Consider the following 21,046-nt stretch of genomic DNA (forward strand, 5'->3'; position numbering starts at 1 on the left):
CTGTATTTTGGGTTGGTTTTCTTTCCTATAGTGTGGCAATAAGGGGCGGCATGGTTGCCACCCCTATTACTAAACATTTACTAATTACTCAATTATTAATACCCAGCATTTTGATCATCATTGCTCAAACTACTGTTGAAATTAATCTCTTGCTGTGGGATCGGGAAAACCTCGTGCTTGCCCGCCTCGAACCCAAAGGCACTCAGCTCTTGATCCGCTAATTCCCAGCGTACCAAATCGGCAAATCGTACTTGCTCCCCAGCCAGCTCGACCATACGTTCGTGCACGATCGCATCAAAGATCTCGTCTTTGGTACCCACCGGATATCCTGCTGCATCCATCGCGGCAGTTCCGTAGTTGGGCATTCCAACTCGATCTCTCACTTGATTGAGGTAGCCGATAGCATCTGCTGCCGTACCCACTTCGTTTTCTATCTCTGCCATCATCAGCAGCACATCCGAGTATCTAATCACTCTAAAATTGATCCCCGACTCCTGGTTTTCGTTGGCATCCTTGTAGTAGTTGCTGTACTTCTTCCATGCCTGGGTACGCTGTACCGCTGGATCTCCGTAGGCTGGCAATGCTACCGTCCCACCAGCGAAAGTATCGCCATTGAAGTAGAAATTGGCTGTCAATCGAGGGTCACCGGTCTCGTATTCGGCAATCAGTGCATCTGACGGATAGACGTTGTACCAGTCGTTCCACCCGTACTCTTGTCCACGAAAAGTGCTCGCAATGAACCCGCTACCCGAAGCATCCGAATTCCACTGATCGGACTTGCCTACGGCGATATCATAGGACACTTCAAAGATCGACTCGTCGTTGTACTCGGTCTCTTCGAGGAAGTTGCTGCGGTAGTCTGCCACCAATGAATAATCTCCCAAGATGTTGCTGAAAGCCGTCTTTGCCGCTGCATAGTTGCCTCTGTACAGCTCTGTCTTGCCCAACAGCGCATAAGCTGCGCCACTAGTCGCTCTGCCTTGCTCTTGTACACCTGCCCCAAACAACAAGGTCGCTGCATCCTCAAGATCCAATACAATCTGATCATATACATCGGATGCTGGGCTTTTGGGCGTACCGTCTCCTGAGGTCGGTGTAGTAACCACCAAAGGAATATCCCCAAACCGTGTCACCAACAAAAAATAATAATAGGCGCGCATAAACTTCGCTTCACCGATCTGGTTGTTTTTCATCCCATCGGTATAGTCAACAGACACAATCGATTTGATCTTGTCTTCATTGTCGATCACATAGTTGCACTTGTTGATCCCACGGTAGCAACTCTCCCAATACGCTCGGATCAAACCGTGGCTGGGGTCAAAACTAAAATTGAGATACTGGAGTTTGTCGGCTTCCAACTGTGGGTTACCGGCGTTTTCATGGGACATATTGTCCATCGAAAAGAACATCCCCCTTGAGTACAAACCTCTCGTCTGGAGGTTGGCATAGATGGCATTGACGGCAGACTGAGCTTGTGCTTGTGTCACCAAAAACGTCTCTGGAGACAAATCATTTGGATTGGTCAGCTCCAGCTTATCCTGATCGCATGCGTTGAGTGCAAAAAGACACGCCAACCCTGCAAGAATATATTTGTTAAATTTCATGATACTTCCTTTTTAAGATTAGAATGTGATTTCAATACCCGCGATGAAAGACTTAGGCATAGGGTAGTTTCCTCTATCCACTCCAGACTCGAAGTTGCCTGTAGGCTGTCCATTGGCATTGGTCGGCACAGAACCGATCGCTCCTGGAGGCGAGTTTACCTCTCTATTGGTATAGGCTCCTATCTCTGGATCTAGCCCTGAGTATTTGGTGAATGTCAATAGGTTTTGTCCACTGACATAGATTCTACAGCTAGTGAATATATTCTGTAGGTTTCCGATCTGTGTCAAGTCATAACCCAAAGTCACATTTCTCAACCGAGAAAATGAACCGTCCTCCACAAAGCGACTAGATGTCTGTAGGTTCGTACCTGCACCACCCGCTCTTGGTACCGAATTGGATGTCCCATCGCCTGTCCATCTGTCCAGTACAGCCGTACCAGAGTTGAACAATCGGGGCATTCCTTCGAGATCGTAGATATTGGTATTGTACACATCATTGCCCGCCACACCGTTGAAAAACAAGCTAAAATCAAAGCCCTTGTACGAAGCACCCAAGTTCAATCCATAAGAGAAGTCTGGAAAAGGGTTGCCAATAAATGTGCGGTCATCATCAGTGATCACTCCGTCTCCATCCACATCCACGATTCGGAAATCTCCCGCCTCGGCATTGGGTTGTGTCGCATGTGCATCTACCTCCCCTTGGTTTTGGAAGATGCCATCAAACTGCCATCCATAGAACTGAAAAGCAGGATGGCCTACTTCGGTTCTTGAGATGTCTTGGCCTTCAAAGGTAGCTCCTGTGATGGCTTCATTTTCGCCCAAACCGAGCACTTCGTTTCTGCTCGTCCCAAACAACAAAGAAGCAGACCACTGGAAGTCCCCTTCAAAATCTTGGAAGCCGAGGTTCAACTCGATCCCCTTGGTCTCCATTTCGCCAATATTTTCTACCACACTACCGTTGTGAAAACCAGAAGAAAGTGGCAAAACACGTGGCATCAGGATATCGCTGCTACGGTTGATGTAGTACTCGGCTGACAAAGTCACCTGATTGCTCATCAAGCCGAGATCCAACCCGAAGTTGGTCATGGAGGTCTCCTCCCATTTTAGGTTGGGGTTGGCGAGACCAGAGGCAGTTGCTCCGAGAGCATCCCCTCCATTGATTCCGTAGTGGAAATTGGACACGATATTGGTAGAATACAGGTAGTTTCCGATGTTGTCATTACCCGTTTTCCCCCAGCTACCTCGTACTTTCAAATTGCTGATCATGTTCACCCCTTTCAAGAAAGCCTCCTCGCTGATTCTCCATCCAGCAGATACCGAAGGGAAGGTCCCCCATCTGTTGTTTTCTCCAAATCGTGACGAAGCATCCGTACGGATCGACGCACCAATCAAGTACTTGCCAGCATAGTTGTAGTTGAGTCTACCGAGATAGCCCATTCGGAAGTACTCGTTGGTGTAAGAGGACAAATTGACATCCGTAGTTGACACTTGATTCACATCATCCGAGATGTAGTTGTTGCTTCTCGCATTCAAATTTTCAGTCTGGGTAGACGTTTGCTCGGCCAAGGCCAATACTTCAATGTTGTGATTTTCTGCGATAGTCTTTGAGTAATTCAGACTATTGGTCAAGATCACCGTACGCAACGAGCCATTGCTATGTCCAATGAGTGCATAATTTTGTGTGTGTGTCGCTCCTTCGCTATCGTCATCGTAGGATGGTTTGAATAGCCTATAGTCGAAATTCTGAAATTCTCCCCCTACTTGGGTTTTGAATTTCAACCCCTTGATGATCTCAAGCTCAGCATAGACATTGCCAATCACAGTCATCCGCTTGTCAGCTATCGATCCCATTTCTAGAATCCGCACGGGATTTTCAGCATCCTGTCCATCGATAGAGCTATTAGGGCCTTGATATCCCCCAAGATTGGAGGCATTGTTTACCGGGAGATAAGGAGCAGATTTGATAGCATGCTCGATGACCGATCGTCCACCGTTGCTCGTCTCTGGATTTTGTTCGCTGATCGCGATGGAGATATTCTCTCCGACTTTCAATCGTCCCAAGGTAAAATTGCTATTCGCTCTGAAGTTGTAGCGATCCATACCCGTACTCACGATGATCCCTTCTTGTGAGAGGTATCCTGCCGAAATGCGGTAATTGCTGTTTTCACCACCACCAGACACACCTACGTTGTAGTTTTGCATCATGCCTTTTTGGAAAATTTCGTCTTGCCAGTCCGTATTGTTGTCCAACATCGATGCATACTGCGGGTCGGTCATTCTGGTAGGTGCTCCGAAGGCATCCGTGGCGTATTGGATGTATTCATCCGTATCGAGCAAATCGTATCGCTTGGTTGTCCACTGTGTCCCTGCGTAGGCATTGATATCTACAGTTACTTTGCCTGAGACGCCACTTTTGGTAGTGATCATGATGACGCCATTTGATCCTTTCGAACCGTACACTGCCGTAGTAGACGCATCTTTGAGAACCTGGATCGACTCGATATCATTAGGGTTCAAACTCCCCATACCTGACGAAATCACACCATCGATCACATACAGAGGTCCGTTGTTGCTGGTGCTATTGAGCCCACGTATTGTCACGGTAGGTGAGGTCCCTGGCGAACCGTTGTTGATCACAGTGACCCCTGCTGCTCTCCCCTGTAGGGCTTGATCAGCCGTAGCGACAGGTACTGATACGACGTCTTTGGAGGACACCGAACTGATCGCTCCGGTCACTTCGGATCTACGCTGCTCACCATACCCTACGACCACCACTTCTTCCAGTGATTGGATATCCATCTCCAAGCCTACGTCTATGGTAGATCGTCCCGCTACAGGTACTTCTTGGGACAGGTACCCTATGAAACTAAAGACTAGAGTCCCTGCTTCATCCACCGTGATGGAGTAGTTTCCCTCCATATCAGTCACCGTACCACTGGCTGTGCCCTTGACGAGGACATTGACACCGGGTAGGCTCGATCCATCCGCTGGATCCGTCACTTTTCCTTTGACTGTGATGTCCGCTTTGTTGCCCTCAGCTGCTGCTTGCACAGTCAACCCATGAGTCCCTAGAAGACATAGAGTCAAAACAATCGATAGCAAAGCACTTTTCAGTGCAAATGCTTTCAGTAATCGTTTTTTCATAATAGTTTGCTTTTTAGTAATTAATTGGTATTCGAACCATTCGAATTCGGTTAGTGGCTGGAACTACTCGTAATAGTTCCAGCTCATTTTTCTTTCATTGTATCTTCACTGTTTTGGTCAATACTTGCGTACTCTGCGCATCTGCGACTCCCTCAAACCCAGGTTGTTTCCCTCCTACATTCACTTCGATATCTCCTGGCTCTATGAGCACTTGTCCGTCCTGGGTGATCTGTGCGTATTGCTCTGGTTTCACAACGAGTTGTACCTCTTTGCTCTCCCCAGGTGCCAAAGACACGCGTTCAAACCCGACGAGCGAACGTACAGCGGCTTGAGCGTTTTGTTTGCGGTGTGACACGTAGAGTTGCACCACTTCATCGCCAACCCGCTCCCCTGTATTGGTCACCTGGACAGAAACGGTCATGGGCTCACCAGCAGTCGTCTCACTGACCACAAAATCATCGTAGGCAAAACGGGTATAACTTAGCCCGTGACCGAAAGGAAACAAGGGGGTACCGGTAAAGTACTTGTAGGTCCTATTGGTCATGTCGTAGGTTTGAAAATCAGGCAGGTCACTGGTAGACTGATAAAATGTCACAGGCAGTTTGCCCCCAGGGTTGTAGTCCCCGAAAAGCACATCTGCAATGGCTTCTCCACCAAACTCACCAGGGTACCACGCTTCGAGGATAGCGGGCACGTGCTCAGCAGCAAAGTTCACTGCCAAGGCACTCCCGTTCATCAAAACTACTACCGTCGGCTTGCCGAGTTGATAGATTTTTTTCAAGAGTTCGCGCTGTGACGAAGGCAGAGTAATCTCTGAACGGTCCCCCGAATCAAAGCCTTCCAATACGACAGGCATTTCTTCCCCTTCGATATCTGGTGTCAAGCCGAGACACATCACCACGACGTCCGCTTGCTTGGCTGCTGCTACTGCAGGAGTCAAGAGGTCTTCGTCCAATTTGGCCCAGAGCAACTGTGCCTGTGGGTCCGTATGGAAATTGTAGTACTCAATTTTGATATCCACTGGCTCGCCTGCGCGAAGTACTACATCATGATAGTTCATCAATGGCTGGTGGTCGTCGTTGAAATCGATGTGTTTCTCTCCGTCGAGGTATACCTTACCGTTGTTGCAAGCCCTAAATCCAATGCGGTAGGTACCGGACTCTTTCACCACCAATTGCCCCGTCCATCGTACGGTAAAAGTATCCGAAACCATATCAGCAATAGGCCTCTCCGTCAACCACACAAAATCCACCACTTCATCCAGACGAGAGACGCTCGCCTCTCCTGCCCATTCAGCGTTGGGATAGTATTCTCCTTGCAGTCCGGCTTGTCCATCAGAGAGCAAATACTCGGATGGGATAGGCGTCAATAGAGGCCATCCTTCTGCGACATCTGATCCTTTGGCATACAACACCTTTGCGTTGGGTAGCTTTGCCTTGATAGCCGTCAATGGGGTAATCTGGTTGTGCGGTGTCCCGTGGTAGTTGCCTAGCAAGGACTGCTTGTCGTGGGCATTGGGACCAATCACTGCTACAGTGGACACTTCCTTGCTCAGCGGCAAGAGGTTTCCTTCATTTTTGAGTAGAACCATGGATTCACGAGCAGCCTTTCTGGATAGTTCGTGATGCTTTTCGCTTGCTACGACACTGTATGGAATTTGGGAATATGGTACAATACTCTCGTCATCAAACATCCCCAACTTGAACCTAGCCTCCATCAAGCGCACCAAGGCTTGATCTACTGCTTGCTCCTCGACCAACTGCTTGAGTACCGCCTCACTCAAGTTCGGATCATAAGTATCTCCACAGTTGAGGTCCGTACCCGTTTTGACAGCCAAGGCAGAGGCCTCCTCTGGAGAATCGGACACTCCGTGTCTATTGGGCATATAGAAGTCATTGATAGCCCAGCAATCCGACACGACATAGCCGTCAAATCCCCATTCGTTTCTTAAAATATTGGTCAGCAAAAGATTGCTACCACAACATGCCTCGTCGCGGTACCGGTTGTAAGCACACATCACCGATTGGACATTGGCCTCCTTGATCGCTGCACGAAATGCCGGCAAGTAGGTTTCTTTCAAATCTTTGTCTGAAGTCTGATAGTTGTCCTCATGACGAGTCTTCTCCGGCCCACTGTGTACCGCGAAGTGCTTCGCCGTAGCGACTACTTTCAGGTACTTGGGATCATCGCCTTGGAGACCTTTGATAAAGTTGACACCCATACGGCTCGTCAAATAAGGATCCTCCCCATAGGTCTCCTGTCCTCTACCCCACCGTGGGTCACGGAAGATATTGATGTTGGGAGTCCAGAAAGTGAGCCCTTGGTAGATTCCTCTTTTGTTTTCACTGACGAACTTGTGGTGCTTGGCTCTGGCCTCATCGGAAATGACAGTTGCCACCTCAAACATCAGGTCTTGGTCCCACGTAGAGCCCATCCCAATCGCCTGTGGAAACACCGTGGACTCACCCGCTCTGCCTACTCCGTGTAGACACTCGTTCCACCAGTTGTATCTCGGGATACCCAAGCGCGGAATGGGCGGAGCATCGTACCTCATTTGAGATACTTTTTCAGAGAGCGTCATTTGCTCTACCATTTTCACCGCCCGAGTGTGGGCGTCCAATTCGGGGTTCATAAACTCAAATTCATACTGCGTCTTTTGTCCACACATGGACATCCCTACGACAATCGCTATCAGTACTACTCCTCTTACCAAGCACATTTTGCTATTCATATATCTATTCTTAATGATTGATTATAGAAATGAAATAAGAAGAAACAGCAAAGCAACCAATGCTACGACCAATAGCCCATCCATCATCATTTGCTTCTTTTTTCCACTCATCATTCCCACTAGTTGTCTCCGATTATATTTCATAAATCATAAGGCAATATGAAAAGAAGCCAAACCAAGCCTTGTCACAAATCGAGCATGCACCATCAATTTTGATGCGTATACACAGGTTTTATTGCTTCGTACATCATTTGTTATACTCGATGCGACATCTGTGTCATTTCATCTACGAGTCGAATAGCTTTTGAAAAGTATGGACTAAACAATGAGGTACTACATGCACCCTATGGGTCAAAATTTCCCGAGAGATTCTCGGCGCATGATCGTCTTTGCCCGTATGTGGTAGATCAGATCTATACCCAATATCTATGAAAGTAATCATCACTGGTGCCACAGGAATGGTGGGCAAAGGAGTACTGCTCGAATGTCTGGATCACCCCGAAATCACCGCTGTCCTATCAGTTGCTAGGAGACCCCTCGACCTCCAACATGAAAAACTCACTGAGCTGATTCATGAGGACTTTTCAGACTTCCGCGCGATCGCTCAGCAAATCTCGGGCTATGACGCATGCTATGCCTGCATGGGGGTGAGTTCGGCGGGGATGAAGGAATCGGATTTCAAACGATATACCTACGACTATACCCTGGCATTGGCCCGAACACTTCACGCTTCCTCCCCTCACATGACTTTCACCTACGTCTCGGGAGCAGGTACAGACTCTACCGAAAAAGGAAAAGTGATGTGGGCAAGAATAAAGGGGAAAACAGAAAATGACCTTTTAAACTTGGGCTTTGGACAGGCTTACATGTTTCGCCCTGGCTTGATCGTACCCAAGCGCGGTGTAAAACCCAGTGGCAAGGTCTACAGCCTGCTGATCAACTGTCTTTCTTGGCTATTCCCTCTGCTCAGAAAACTCAACCCTGACTCGGTCGTTGATTCGACACAAGTCGGTCAAGCCATGATACAGGCGACCATACACGGCCATTCACACACCATCATTCCCCCCAAGGATATTCAAATCCTCGCAAAGAAACTCTAAAGCTGTACTTACACTCTAGGTGTGTCTGTCGGCAAATGACCAAAGTGCTCCTTGAAACACTTGGTAAAATAGGAAGGAGAAGAAAACCCCACGGTATAGCTGACTTCTGAGATGTTGGTATTGCCTTTGGCGATGAGTTTGTGCGCCTGTTCCAAACGGACGTTTCGGGTAAATTCATTAACTGAATTGCCTGTCATGGCTTTGACCTTGCGGTACAGTTGGCTCCTGCTCAGGTTGAGTTCCTCTGCCAGTGCCTCGACACTGAGGTCTGTTTTGGAGAGGTTTTCGTGCACGTACTGCAGCAGCTTTTGGATGAAATCCTTGTCAAGCGAACTGGCGGTATTGACCTCTTCGCTACTTGCCATCCCTTGAAAATACTTCTTGAATAGCTTCTCACGGCTCTGAATCAACTGTGCGAGCTGGCTCAGTACCAGGCGCATATCAAAGGGCTTGGTGATGTAAGCATCTGCTCCTTGATTGATACCCTCTAGCTGTTCGTCGATGCTGCTCTTGGCAGTCAGCATCACGACGGGTATGTGACTGGTATTCAAGTTTTCTTTGATTTGGGCACATAGCTCCGTCCCTGTCCTCTCAGGCATGACCACATCAGTAATGATCACATCCGGGAGTTCTTTGCTCGCTATCTCCCAACCTTCGAGTCCATCTTTGGCTACCAAAACTTTGAAATCGATACTCAATTCATCCCTTAGGTACTTGCGGAGCTCAGTATTGTCCTCCACGACAAGCACCGTCTTCTTGACACGACCTGTAGATTCTACAGTCCGCTCTGGCCTATTTACGAGTTCTCGGGACGACAGTCCATCGACTACTTGGTCGACGGACTGTGCTTGCACCTTGTCTGTCTCCTCAAAATGCTCCTCTCCTAATCGGAAAAATATTTCGAAAGTCGTCCCCACACCCACTTGGCTCTCGACACGAATATCGCCTTTGTTGAGGAAGATGAAATCCTTGACTACTTCGAGCCCAATACCCGTTCCGCCAAAATAATCCTTATTCTTTTTGTTCACTTGATAGAAACGTTCGAAGATCTTGTCCAACTGGTCTGCATCCAGCCCAGGCCCTGTATCCTTGACCCGAATTCTAAAACTATCGAATACCTCCCCCCCCTCGTAGGTGTGCGACAGGAGAGTGGTCTCCACCGAAATACTCCCTCGCTGTGGAGTCACCTTAAAGGCATTAGAAAGCAAATTGAACATGATTTTCTCCAACATGCCTTTGTCAAGCCAAAGCCACTGGTCTGTCGGGTTGGTGACAACCTCTAAGTCGATCTGCTTGGAGATGGCTTCCTCTTGGAAATAACCGCATATCGATCGTATCGCCTCTTCAATCTCAAAATATTCCACTCGTACTGCCAGTTTGTTGAACTTCAACTTACGAAAATCCATCAGCTCGTCTATGAGACGCTTGAGACGGTCAGAGTTGCGGTACATGACGCTCAATTTGTCCTGTACCCGTGGCGGCAAAGTCAGCTGATCGTCTTGCAGTACGTCACGCAGGGGATTGATGATGAGCGTGAGCGGTGTCCTAAACTCGTGTGAGATATTCGTGAAAAACTGGATTTTCTTATCGTTCAGTTCCTCCTCCCGCTTTCTATTTTCTACTGCGGTGAGTACGGCTTGTTTGTCCCGCACACGGATCTGTACGACTTTGAAAAACAAGTACAACAACGACAAAAATGTCCCCAAATAAATCATAAAGGCCACTGTCGTTCTCCACCACGGAGGCAACACTGTGATCCGAAGTGTGCGAACCTCCTCACTCCACACTCCGTCGTTGTTGGCTGCTTTGACTTTGAAGACATACTCTCCACTTTTCAAACTGGTGTAAGTGGCGGTACGCTTGTTTCCCACATAGTTCCAGTCGGATTCCAGCCCTTCTAGATAAAAGGCATACTCGTTTTCTTCGGGACGCGTATAGTTGAGCCCCACAAACTGAATCGTGAAAACCGTCTGATCAGGAGTCAAAGTAATCTGATCCGTCTGTGAAATAACATGCGTCAAAATCTCATTGTCTTGGCCTGGAGATACCAGCTCGTTGAACAAGCGAAGCTCGGTCAAGTACACTTTGGGCTTCACTGCATTGGTAATCAAATCCTTGGGATTGAAATAATCTATCCCTACATAGTTGCCAAATAATAACTGGCCTTGATCGTCTTTGTACGCTGCATTGAAATTGAAGGCATTGGACAACAGTCCATCGTGCACAGTGTATTGCTTGATTTCGTTGGTTTGCGGATCGATGGACGATAGTCCAGCCTGACCGCTGACCCAAATCACTCCTTGATCGTCCTCTAGTATCCCACTGATTGTCTCTTGAGACAGCCCGTTGGCTTGGCTGTACCACTTGAACTCACTACGCGCTCGATCGTACTTACACAACCCTCCACCATCTGTCCCAATCCACAAAAAACCCTTCGTATCCTCGTAGAGGGACAGAATATGATTGGTACTCGTATGATCGATCTCTGAGCGCTCTCTACTGAGTCGTACACAAGTCACCGCTACTCCACCTTGCGCCTTCTTCGTCAATTTGTACAACCCTCTCGTCGTACCTGCCCAGATACTGCTATCCTGACAGACCAAAATCTTGCGAACATCAGCATTGACGAGTTCTTGTGCGCTAAAGTCCTCCCCTAGATAGGTCTCAAACTCTTTGGTACTTGGGTCAAACGAAAGAATGCCATGACCGAAGGTGCCGATCCATAGTCTACCTTGTTGGTCTTGATCGATACTGATGATACGAATCGCCTCTTCTTCCCCTTTGGCATTGAGCAAGTTGTAATGAACAAACTGCTCTCCTCCATGTGGCAGGTAAAACAAGCCTCCCTCCCAACTCCCTGCCCAGAGCTGCTGCTGGTCATCCATCAGTATCGCTTGGACGGCTTTATTTTTCATCCCCTTGATTCGTGGATTGGCCCCTAGTGTATGCTCAAACATACCCGTGCGAGGGTCATAGATATCTACTCCTCCTCCATCCATACCGATCCAATATTTCCCCTGCTCATCCTCTACGATTCCTGTGACTGAGCCTACCTGTAGCGAATTGAGGTTATTGGCTTGGCTGAGTAGCTGATCGAACTTGTCGTAATTCGGATCATATACGCCCACAGCTTTGTCGTAGTAGCCCAACCAGATCCGCTCATCTCTATCGCGATAGAGCGCCCAGATCGAATTCGCTTTGATATGGCCTCCTTCGAATTTGTCGTAGTAAAAATCTTGAATTACACGCCCCAGTGGATCAATCACCCACAACCCGTCGTTTTCGGTACCGATCAGCATCGAACCATCCGTATCCTCGACCATGGACAAGATACGCTTGTTGGTAATGGGTATTTTTTGGAGCTGCCAGGTTTCTCTCCCCTTGTTGCTCTCCAAATGCATACGATACACTCCATCGTATTGGGTCCCTACCCAAAGATCACCACTGCTGTGCAAACAAAAGGATTCGACAGACAACTCCAGTCCAAAATATCGCTCTCCACCAAGAAACTCCGCCTCTATGAGTAGGTTGTTTTGTGTATCGTACTCCAGTATCCCGTAGCTACTTGCCAAGTAGATCGTCCCGTCGGGCATGCGGACGATATCTCGGATAAATAAGGGGTCTACTCTTCTGTTCTGAATCGGGATCACCTCGGTCTGCTTCGTGATGGGGTCATGCTTGAACAAACCGTAGTAGCCTGAAGTAAACAAGATCGAGTGGTCCGCCATCTCCTCTACCGTCAAATACGTCAAATTGCTCAGATCTTCTCCTTTGGATTGGATCGTCAAGCGCTCAAAAGAGTCCGTTTTTTTGTTGAAACGGCAGACCCCATTGTCGGTAGCGACCCACATGGTACCCCGACTGTCATGGTATATACGGTAGATGACATTGCTATTGATGGAAGTAGAATCGTTCCATTTGAAATCATAGAGTACATAGTCCAGCCCATCGTAGCGATAGAGTCCTCCCCCAAAAGTCGAAATCCATATGAACCCTTCGGCATCTTGAGAAAAAGAAGTCACTGCACGCTTGGACATGCCTTCATGGATGCTATTGAACACATACTTGTTTTGTTCGCCACCCGCCATCGCTTGCCCCCAAGCCAACAGCAGCACCAATACCCTCGCACACTTCCATATCCCATCTCTCACCATGCAGTTCGTCTTTTCAATTTTCGCCTACCCTAATATTAACTGCAATTGACGAAAAACCCAATACTATCCCTATCACAAATGCTGCATCCTATGACACATATGTTGCAGCACCCACTTGGCGGCTTTTGCCACTTCCTCCCATGATTGACGCATCTCACCGACAGGGGTTTGGCGATGTACAGCCATCCCCTACAAGCCCGTCGAGCGAGATACCCCCTCATCGCTGTGTCGTTGCACGGATTTAGGGTAGATTTGCTCCAAACCCAAGGCTACATTTTGAGACTTCCAAACACATTCTTTCAGACATTTGGCGTATGCCTGCTCGGGCTCTTCGCTATGCTACCAGTCGTCAGCAAGAGTGAGTCATTGGACATCCTCAACCCCGTCTATCAATATGTCGACACGACAGGTACACTCACAGTCCAAGAGGCAGCCTCCCACTGGCACCATCAAGAATTCACCTTGGCACCCACAGACATCATCAACTGCGCCATCAAGGATTCGGTGATCTGGCTGGCGTTTGAGCGCTGCAGCACAGACATCCAGTATCTCAGTCCGGGTCATGAATCCATCGTATGGCGAGCCACCTTGTATGCTCTCGATAGCACAGGCGCCTATCTCCCAGTCCATCACTACGATCATCTCCAACCAGATACCCGAGTGCCAGGGTTGCCCTACCGGACGGTAGCCATCCCTCTACCTGCTCATCAACAGGGCTCCTTCCTCCTGCGAATAGCCGCCAGACGTCACCGCAACTATATCCTAAAAACAGGCGATCTGACACAGATATCCAGCTACCTGCTGCACAAAGAAAGTATTCCGCTGCTCTTCATTGGCTTCATGCTTTGCATCTTCATCTACAACGTCTTTCTGCTCTTCTCTACCCGAGACTTGATCTTCATTCCCTACTTGATTTACTTGTTGTTTGTGACCTATGCCGTGCCCTTTCACAATGGCTATGTCCTCTTCAGTGAGGAATGGATGTGGCAGGGAAACCCTTTCTACACCGTCTGGACGAGTGTCGGCTACCTAAGTGGGGGGTGGTTTGCCATCATCTACTTGGACCTCCCCAAAAATGCTCCTCGATTGCGCTACTGGATCATCCTACTCATGGCGGTGCTCGTCGTGATCGTACCGCTACTGGATGCCTCGGGCTGGCTACATGTCGGCATCATGGCGATGATTGTCTCGACCTCCTCCCTGCTCTTCAACCTGAGTCTATGGTCCGCTGGAGTGTATGTCTGGATCAAAGGCGTGAGCCATGCGCACTACTACGTACTGGGCTGGCTCTTCGCTATCTCTGGCATGGTACTCTTCATCCTCTCGACCAACGGCATCATTCCTTACAACGATTTCGTGGAGGAGTCCTTCTACTATGGATTTGCCATCGAAGCGGTACTCTTTGCCTTCGCCATTGGCGATCGCATGAATGTGCTCAAAAAAGAAAAACGTGCGTTGGAAGTCGAATACCTGGATTACACCAAAGAACAAAACTGGTTGCTCGCCAAACAGTCCTTCATGAACTCCCACTTGCTCCGCGCCCCACTCTCCCGCATCATGGGTTTGCTCAACATCCTACAGTTCGCAAATAGCAGGGAAGAAAGCCAAGAATACCTCAAACACATCGAAAATTCTACCACAGAAATGGACTATGTCGCCAAACGTATGTCTGCCATGCTCGAGAAAGAAGGCTACCTTGAGAAGTACGAAGAGGAATTCAATGAGGTACGTGACAGCATCTATCACGATTTGGAAAAAGAGAAAAAACACACTCAATCAGAGGGGCCAGACTCTCACAAGTGACCCATGCTTTTGGATACTTGAAAGTGAAGATCACAAATAGGGTTGATCCTGAAGTATCCCTCCAATCAAAGGATATCCCAAAAAGTATATATCATTCGAAATTGTGTATAAGGAGTTAAAGTCCTTTCATACAGATCTTTGTATTGTTCTTGAATTACAACAAATCATAAGCAAAGATGAGTATCAACAATCAATTTGGAAAACAAGGCTGGACACCTGAGCGCATCGGCTCACTGGATGGCAAAACATACCTGATCACAGGTACTACCAGCGGCACAGGATATGAAGCCGCCAGAATATTGCTTTCAAAGGGTGCCAAAGTGGTGATGCTCAATCGCAATCCCACAAAGGCCGCAGATACCATTGCCACCTTGAAGGAAGCACTCGGCAACTCGATCGACGTACGCAATATCAGCATGGACTTGGCACAACTGGCCTCTGTCCACAATGCGGCAGAAGAAATCCTCAAAACCACACCACAAATCGATGCATTGATATGCAACGCGGCTATTGCCCAAGTACCCAAACAAACCCTCACTGTTGATGGCTTTGAAAGTCAGTTGGGCGTCAACCACTACGGCAACTTCCTATTGCAGGCGCTGCTCTACCCGCGTATCGAAGCATCCAAAGGACGCATCGTGACCGTGGGCAGTATGGGCTACAATTTGGGGATCAAAACGATACAGTTCGATGATATGAACTGGGACAAAAACTACGGTCCCAACGATGTGTATAGTCAAAGCAAACTCGCACAGATAATGACTGTATACGAACTACAAGACCGATTGAAAAAAGCCGGCAAGACGGACGTCAAAGTATATGCCTGCCACCCAGGCGCCTCGGCTACCTCCCTTATCAAAACCAGCGGCAGTTTGATGACACGCTTCATTTGGCAGATCATGAAATTGACCCCTCTGGTACAATCCGCAGAAAAAGGATCGTATCCCGAATTGATGTGCGCCACAGAACCCGGTTTGGATCAAAGCGTATTTTATGGTCCTACAGGCCGAAACTACTGGACCGGTCCCGTCGGCGTGTGTCAATTGGCACCACATGCCAAGGACAAAGCAGTCGCCGAAAAGCTGTGGCACGTCTCCGAGGAGGCCGTCGGTTTGAAGTGGAATTTGTAAATTGAAGCATCTTAAAAAAACAAAATCATGGATATATTGAAAGCGGCGATCGATTGGGCAAAAGCCGAACTCTTTTCCACCCCATTTTTCATTCTTTTTGGAGTAGCATTTATGATGGCAAGCTTGGGCTTTTGGCAGTTGGGCAAAACCGATATAGCCAAAGCCTACATCATCCCCACGCTGATAGCGGGGGCATTGCTGACGATCATCGGACTAGGTCTGTTTTTCACCAACAAGGCAAGGATTGCTCAATTCGAAACGGCCTACAAGGCAGACCCCACCGCTTTTGTGGCCTCAGAGATCGAGCGAGCCGAAGCGACCCTCCAAGAGTACAAAACCATCGTATTTACCGCCATCCCGGTCATGATCGTGGCATGTGCCCTCGTGCTGTACTTTGTCGGTTCGCCCATTTGGCGCGCCAGTATGATCACTACCATGGCCATGTTGGTGGTGATATTGCTCATAGACGGCACAGCACAGGCCCGCATTGCCGAGTACCACCAGCAGTTGTTGCTAGCACGCCAAGCCATAGACAAGTAAAATGCAGCATTTCAAAACACTCTCTGCCTACCTCGATTACCTGGATCTCCCGCGCCCCGAGCACCCCATGTTCAGCGTCTTTTCGGCCACAGGCGACGGTTTCCTCCCATGTCCGAAGGAGAGCTCACCACCGATCACCAACGATTGCTACACCATCAGCTTCAAGAAAATAGTAAAGGGCAATCTAATCTACGGCCGTACCCAATACGACTTCACCAATGGCGCCTTGTTTTTCATCGCGCCCAGACAAGTCCTCCAGTGGGATAGTAGCGTAGTGTTTGCACAAAAAGGCTTTTCGATCAACTTTCACCAAGATTTCATCAAAGGCACGGAACTAGCACATCAGATCAAGAAATATGGCTTTTTCTCCTACTCGGTAAATGAAGCCTTGCATCTTTCGCCCAAAGAAGAAAAACAGATCGAATCGATAGTCGAAAACATCGACTTGGAGTACCAAAACAATCAAGATGAATTCAGTAAAGAAATCATCCTTTCACAGCTGAGTACACTTTTGAAATATGCCAATCGCTTTTATGAACGACAATTTTTAAATAGAAAAGCACTCTCGAATGATTTGTTGGAGCGGTTTAATCAGTTTTTAAAAGATTATTTTGATTCAGGTCAACTGCAGCACAACGGGGTTCCTAGCATCGAACAAATGGCAGACAAACTATCGGTTTCGCAACGCTACCTTAGCGATACACTCAAAAGAGAAACGGGCAAAACCTCCACAGAACATTTGCAACTGTACTTGATCGATGAAGCCAAAAACATTTTATTGAACCCTAACAAAACGATTGCGGAAGTAGCCTATGAACTAGGCTTTGAATATCCCCCCTACTTTTCAAGGTTATTCAAAAAGAAAGAAGGAATCAACCCTACAGAATATAGAGAAAAGTACAAAATGAACTAAATCATAAGGACACCAAAAGCAATAAGGATTAGAAAGTCTGCAAAGTACCAATGGAATGCCTCTGTCAAAGCAGAGCCCAACAATCCTGCACCCTACCGTACTTCTGCTCGTAGAAGAGCAGAACGTCACACACAATACCTTACCCTACACCAATACTCCATAGGCTCTGTCAAATCACTGGATAGGTTTGATGATTTGCACGACCGATTACCTCCAATTTTTGTATGGATATACCCCCAATTCTGAATTTTCGCTTCTCGTCTACATCCTAACTTACTTGTCAACTAAAGAGGGAACTCTAAGTACCAACCCTTTGGAGTGCCTTCGCATCTTTTAACAAGACTAATATGACTATGAAAAACTCAGTACTATGTTTGGGGGCATTCCTTATGCTCTCATTTTCGCTCCAAGCGACAACCTACAACTGCAGCACGGTGCAGCAAATCACAGACGCCTTAGCTGCCGCGACGGCCGGAGATGAAATCATCATTGCGGCGGGGACCTACGTGTCCAGCAATTCAATCCAAGCAGCCTACTACTATGGAGGCGCCAATGGCACTGCCTCCAATCCCATCATCCTCAGAGGAGCCTCATCCAGCAACCGACCCCACCTCAAGGGCAACAACCTCAGCAGCCGCACAGTACTCCGCATCGAAGGAGACTACTGGATCGTCAAGGATCTCGAGATTTCGTATGGACAAAAAGGCCTGGTGTTTGACAATTCCAACCACAGCCAAGCCATCCACTGTGCCATTCACACCTTCGGCAATGAAGCCGTACATGTACGTGACGGGTCTGACTATGTGACCATCGACGATTGTACAATCTACGACACAGGCAATGTAAACCCAGGCTTTGGAGAAGGCGTCTACATCGGAACAGACAAAGGCTCATGGAGCAACCACGACCACTATGTAGACCACACGACGGTTAAAAACTGTAGCATCGGTCCCGATGTACGTGCAGAGGCATTTGATATCAAAGAAGGCTCTACGGAGACTATCGTGGAGTACAATACGGTGGATGCCAGTGGCATCTCTGGGGACAACTATGCGGATTCTTTCATGGACCTAAAGGGCATCAGAACCTATGTAAGGTACAACACCTTCAATCAAAACGGTGAAGGCAACATCACACGTGGTATCGCCGTGCATGACCGAGGAGTAGAACTCTCCGGCTATGATCACATCGCTCACCACAATACCTTCAACATGGACGATGCGGATGGCAACATCATGGAGGCCTACGGCGGTACTTCAGAAGTCTATGCCGTCTACAACACCCGCAGCCCTTCGGGAGACGTCTACAACAGCCGCATCACCGAAAGCTGCCCAAGCTGGTATGGTGCCTGCTCCCCGAGCGGCTCCAATCAATCGCCTAGCGTCAGCATCTCATCTCCCAACACTGGTGCGACCCTCACCGCTGGTGATGACCTCACGCTATCCGCTGTAGCCAACGACTCTGACGGACAGATCACCTTGGTGGAGTTCTACAGCAACGGGTCCAAAATAGGCCAAGACAATTCCTACCCCTACGCCTACACATGGTCGAGCGTGAGCGCGGGCAATTATACCCTCACGGCTGTTGCCACCGATGACAGCAATGCCCAAACAACCTCATCGAGTGTATCCATCACCGTCAATGCATCAGGAGGTGGCAATGATGGAGGTGGAAACAATGGCGGCTCTTCTGACTTGAGCATCCAGTATGAACCTGGAGACACAGATACTGACAACAACAAAATCAAGCCTTACATCAAAATCCACAACGACGGAGCGAGCAGCGTGCCCTATGCTGACCTCACCGTGCGGTATTGGTTTAGCCAAGAAGGATCAGCTTCACCAGTGTTCAACTGTGACTATGCTGCCCTCGGCAACTCCAACGTCAACGGCACTTTTGTCAATACCTCTGGGGTCAACTACTACCTCGAAGTGTCCTTTGACGCCTCTGCGGGTAGCCTATCAGCCGATGACGACTCTGGCAACCTGAAACTACGCATCACCAACAGCGATTGGTCCAACCCCGACGAAACCAACGATTACTCATTCGACGGTAGCATCTCTTCGTACACAGAGCATGCATCCATCACTCTCTACCAAAACGGAACCTTGGTTTGGGGAACTGAGCCTAACACAGGCGCACGTACAACAATCCCTACACCATCGGCCCATTCACTCGACCTATCGATCTACCCTAACCCTAGCACTGGACTACTCCAGATCACAGGAATCAACACAGGTGAGGTCCGTGTTCTCGACTTGCTCGGAAGGGTCAAATACAGCAGTCACTATACCGCGGACGAAAATAATATCGCGCTAGACCTCTCGTCATTCCCCACTGGCTACTACATCGTGACAATCCAAACAGAGGATGATTACTTCTCTAAAAAGGTCTTCAAGAAATAAGCCTTCAATAGTCCTGCAGTCACCCATCGGTTGAGGACTGGATACTCAATCCGTACCAAGAGATATCTCTCGGTACGGATTGTCACTCAAAACGCCTAAAACTCATAAGGCTAAGCCCTACAACAGGGGCTGTTTAGTCCATCAAAGACAACTAAACAATATGCACATGAAGCACGCAACTACTCATAACTGAGAACGCTCCCGTCCAACCAAACACAGGAAAAAAGCATCTGAAGTAAGACTAATCCTCATTCAATCTTACAGGAGTATCTGCATCCTTCGGTATCGGAACTTCTGGAATCACTCCAAATATGCGTGTACCAAACAGATAGTGTTCGTTCCAATAATACGGATCATCCATCGGGACAATCTGTACGCCCTTGGACGTGGAAGCATGAATCATCTGACCATCCTCAATGACGAATGCCGCATGCGTCACCAGTTTACTCGTAGGATAGGTCCGGGAAAAGAAAATTACATCCCCAGGCATCAGCTCGTCTCGATCCAATACAATCTGCCCAAAACGGGCCAGCGCTTGTGCACCATGTGGGGCCTGCAGTCCCAAATCCCTAAAGGTCCTAAATATCAAACCTGAGCAATCCATGCCTTGGGTGGTTGTCCCTCCATACTGATATGGAGTACCTAGATACGTTTTGGCCTTGGCAATGAATTCTTCTCGGGTACGTGTCCCACAGTCAAACGACTTGGCATACCCTCCCTTCCTAAATTGGTCGATTCGCTCAAGCATGAGCGAATCATTCAGGTGTTGGGCCAAGAGTACCGAAAGTGCATCCTGAGCACTACTCCTCTCAACACACACCATCCAAAGTACAAGAGTCAATATTTTTTTCATCTACATGATATTTACAACAATCAAACAACCGCTCAGTCACTCTCAAAGTTTCGATTGGATGCCGAAAAGCAATCCCGCGTGATAATATACGGAGAATCTCCAATCCCTATACCGAAAACGGGTTGCCCGTTTGCTAAAAACACCAAAGTAGCCTAAGCAAAGAATGGAATCGAACTACAGCGCGCACTCAAAATCACCAACGGTGACCTTACGATAGCTGGCCAGACAGCTCCTGGCGAGGGCATTTTGGACTTGCAACAAAGCTAAGCTTACCTGAGCCTGAAGGTAAGCTTACCAGAGCCCCAACCTAAGCTTACCGCAGGGTGAACCTAAGCTTACCTCGACCCTGAGGTAAGGCAACATAGGAGCCGAACTAAGCTTAGGTTGGAGAGATCAAGTCTCATCCCCCTCCCAATCCAAAATACAGCACCCACCTCATCGCATTTTGTGATATACCAAGAGGTTTGCCTGTAGCCTTGGGAAATATCGACAGGAAATACTAGTTTGGCCTCACCAAGCCGATCAGCAGTCGGCTTCCTGCAGCATAAGTTCGAGAAATAAGTACACGATCAAGGGAAACGCGAAATAAGCTTTGAACCCTTCGCCTGAGGCATTACTCGGAATCCGAATAGCCCTCCGTCAGGTTTTGGAGCAAGTAGGTATCAACCT

General features: G+C 48.3%; 11 protein-coding genes. 6 read left to right on the plus strand and 5 right to left on the minus strand.

Annotated elements, in window-relative coordinates; genetic code table 11:
* Positions 1 to 95: 95 nt before the first annotated feature.
* From BFP72_RS10225 to BFP72_RS10235, 3 genes are all read right to left on the minus strand, one after another.
* Complete coding sequence (locus BFP72_RS10225) at positions 96 to 1,604, minus strand: RagB/SusD family nutrient uptake outer membrane protein (RefSeq protein WP_099599045.1); 1,509 nt, start codon at positions 1,602 to 1,604, stop codon at positions 96 to 98.
* An 18-nt stretch (positions 1,605 to 1,622) separates the two neighbouring features.
* Positions 1,623 to 4,748, minus strand: coding sequence for a TonB-dependent receptor (locus tag BFP72_RS10230; protein ID WP_099599046.1), 3,126 nt, complete (start codon positions 4,746 to 4,748; stop codon positions 1,623 to 1,625).
* A gap of 94 nt (positions 4,749 to 4,842) precedes the next feature.
* On the minus strand, positions 4,843 to 7,479 hold the full coding sequence (locus BFP72_RS10235; protein WP_099599047.1) for a glycoside hydrolase family 3 protein: 2,637 nt from the start codon (positions 7,477 to 7,479) through the stop codon (positions 4,843 to 4,845).
* Positions 7,480 to 7,907: 428 nt separating this feature from the next.
* Between BFP72_RS10235 and BFP72_RS10240 the strand changes: the two genes are divergently transcribed.
* Complete coding sequence (locus BFP72_RS10240) at positions 7,908 to 8,579, plus strand: NAD-dependent epimerase/dehydratase family protein (protein ID WP_099599048.1); 672 nt, start codon at positions 7,908 to 7,910, stop codon at positions 8,577 to 8,579.
* 8 nt (positions 8,580 to 8,587) lie between these two features.
* On the opposite strand, the gene BFP72_RS10245 is transcribed toward BFP72_RS10240, so the two are convergent.
* A complete protein-coding gene (locus tag BFP72_RS10245) occupies positions 8,588 to 12,733 on the minus strand; it encodes a hybrid sensor histidine kinase/response regulator transcription factor (protein WP_099599049.1) in 4,146 nt (1,381 codons plus the stop codon).
* Between the two features lie 144 nt (positions 12,734 to 12,877).
* Here BFP72_RS10245 and BFP72_RS10250 point away from each other — a divergent pair, with 144 nt between their 5' ends.
* The 5 genes from BFP72_RS10250 (at position 12,878) to BFP72_RS10270 (ending at position 19,524) form a co-directional block, all read left to right on the plus strand.
* On the plus strand, positions 12,878 to 14,536 hold the full coding sequence (locus tag BFP72_RS10250; protein ID WP_143520025.1) for a 7TM diverse intracellular signaling domain-containing protein: 1,659 nt from the start codon (positions 12,878 to 12,880) through the stop codon (positions 14,534 to 14,536).
* A gap of 176 nt (positions 14,537 to 14,712) precedes the next feature.
* Positions 14,713 to 15,666, plus strand: a complete 954-nt coding sequence (locus BFP72_RS10255) for an SDR family oxidoreductase (RefSeq protein WP_099599051.1) — start codon at positions 14,713 to 14,715, stop codon at positions 15,664 to 15,666.
* A gap of 27 nt (positions 15,667 to 15,693) precedes the next feature.
* Positions 15,694 to 16,206 carry a hypothetical protein gene (locus BFP72_RS10260; RefSeq protein ID WP_099599052.1) on the plus strand — a complete coding sequence of 171 codons (513 nt, stop codon included), beginning with the start codon at positions 15,694 to 15,696 and terminating at the stop codon, positions 16,204 to 16,206.
* A 1-nt stretch (position 16,207) separates the two neighbouring features.
* Positions 16,208 to 17,119, plus strand: a complete 912-nt coding sequence (locus tag BFP72_RS10265; RefSeq protein WP_099599053.1) for an AraC family transcriptional regulator — start codon at positions 16,208 to 16,210, stop codon at positions 17,117 to 17,119.
* 353 nt (positions 17,120 to 17,472) lie between these two features.
* Positions 17,473 to 19,524 carry an Ig-like domain-containing protein gene (locus BFP72_RS10270; RefSeq protein WP_158233371.1) on the plus strand — a complete coding sequence of 684 codons (2,052 nt, stop codon included), beginning with the start codon at positions 17,473 to 17,475 and terminating at the stop codon, positions 19,522 to 19,524.
* A 241-nt stretch (positions 19,525 to 19,765) separates the two neighbouring features.
* Here BFP72_RS10270 and BFP72_RS10275 read toward each other — a convergent pair whose 3' ends face one another.
* Positions 19,766 to 20,377, minus strand: coding sequence for a C40 family peptidase (locus BFP72_RS10275; RefSeq protein WP_099599055.1), 612 nt, complete (start codon positions 20,375 to 20,377; stop codon positions 19,766 to 19,768).
* Positions 20,378 to 21,046 lie beyond the last annotated feature (669 nt).

It is taken from the genome of Reichenbachiella sp. 5M10 (assembly GCF_002742335.1).
GTDB lineage: Bacteria > Bacteroidota > Bacteroidia > Cytophagales > Cyclobacteriaceae > Reichenbachiella.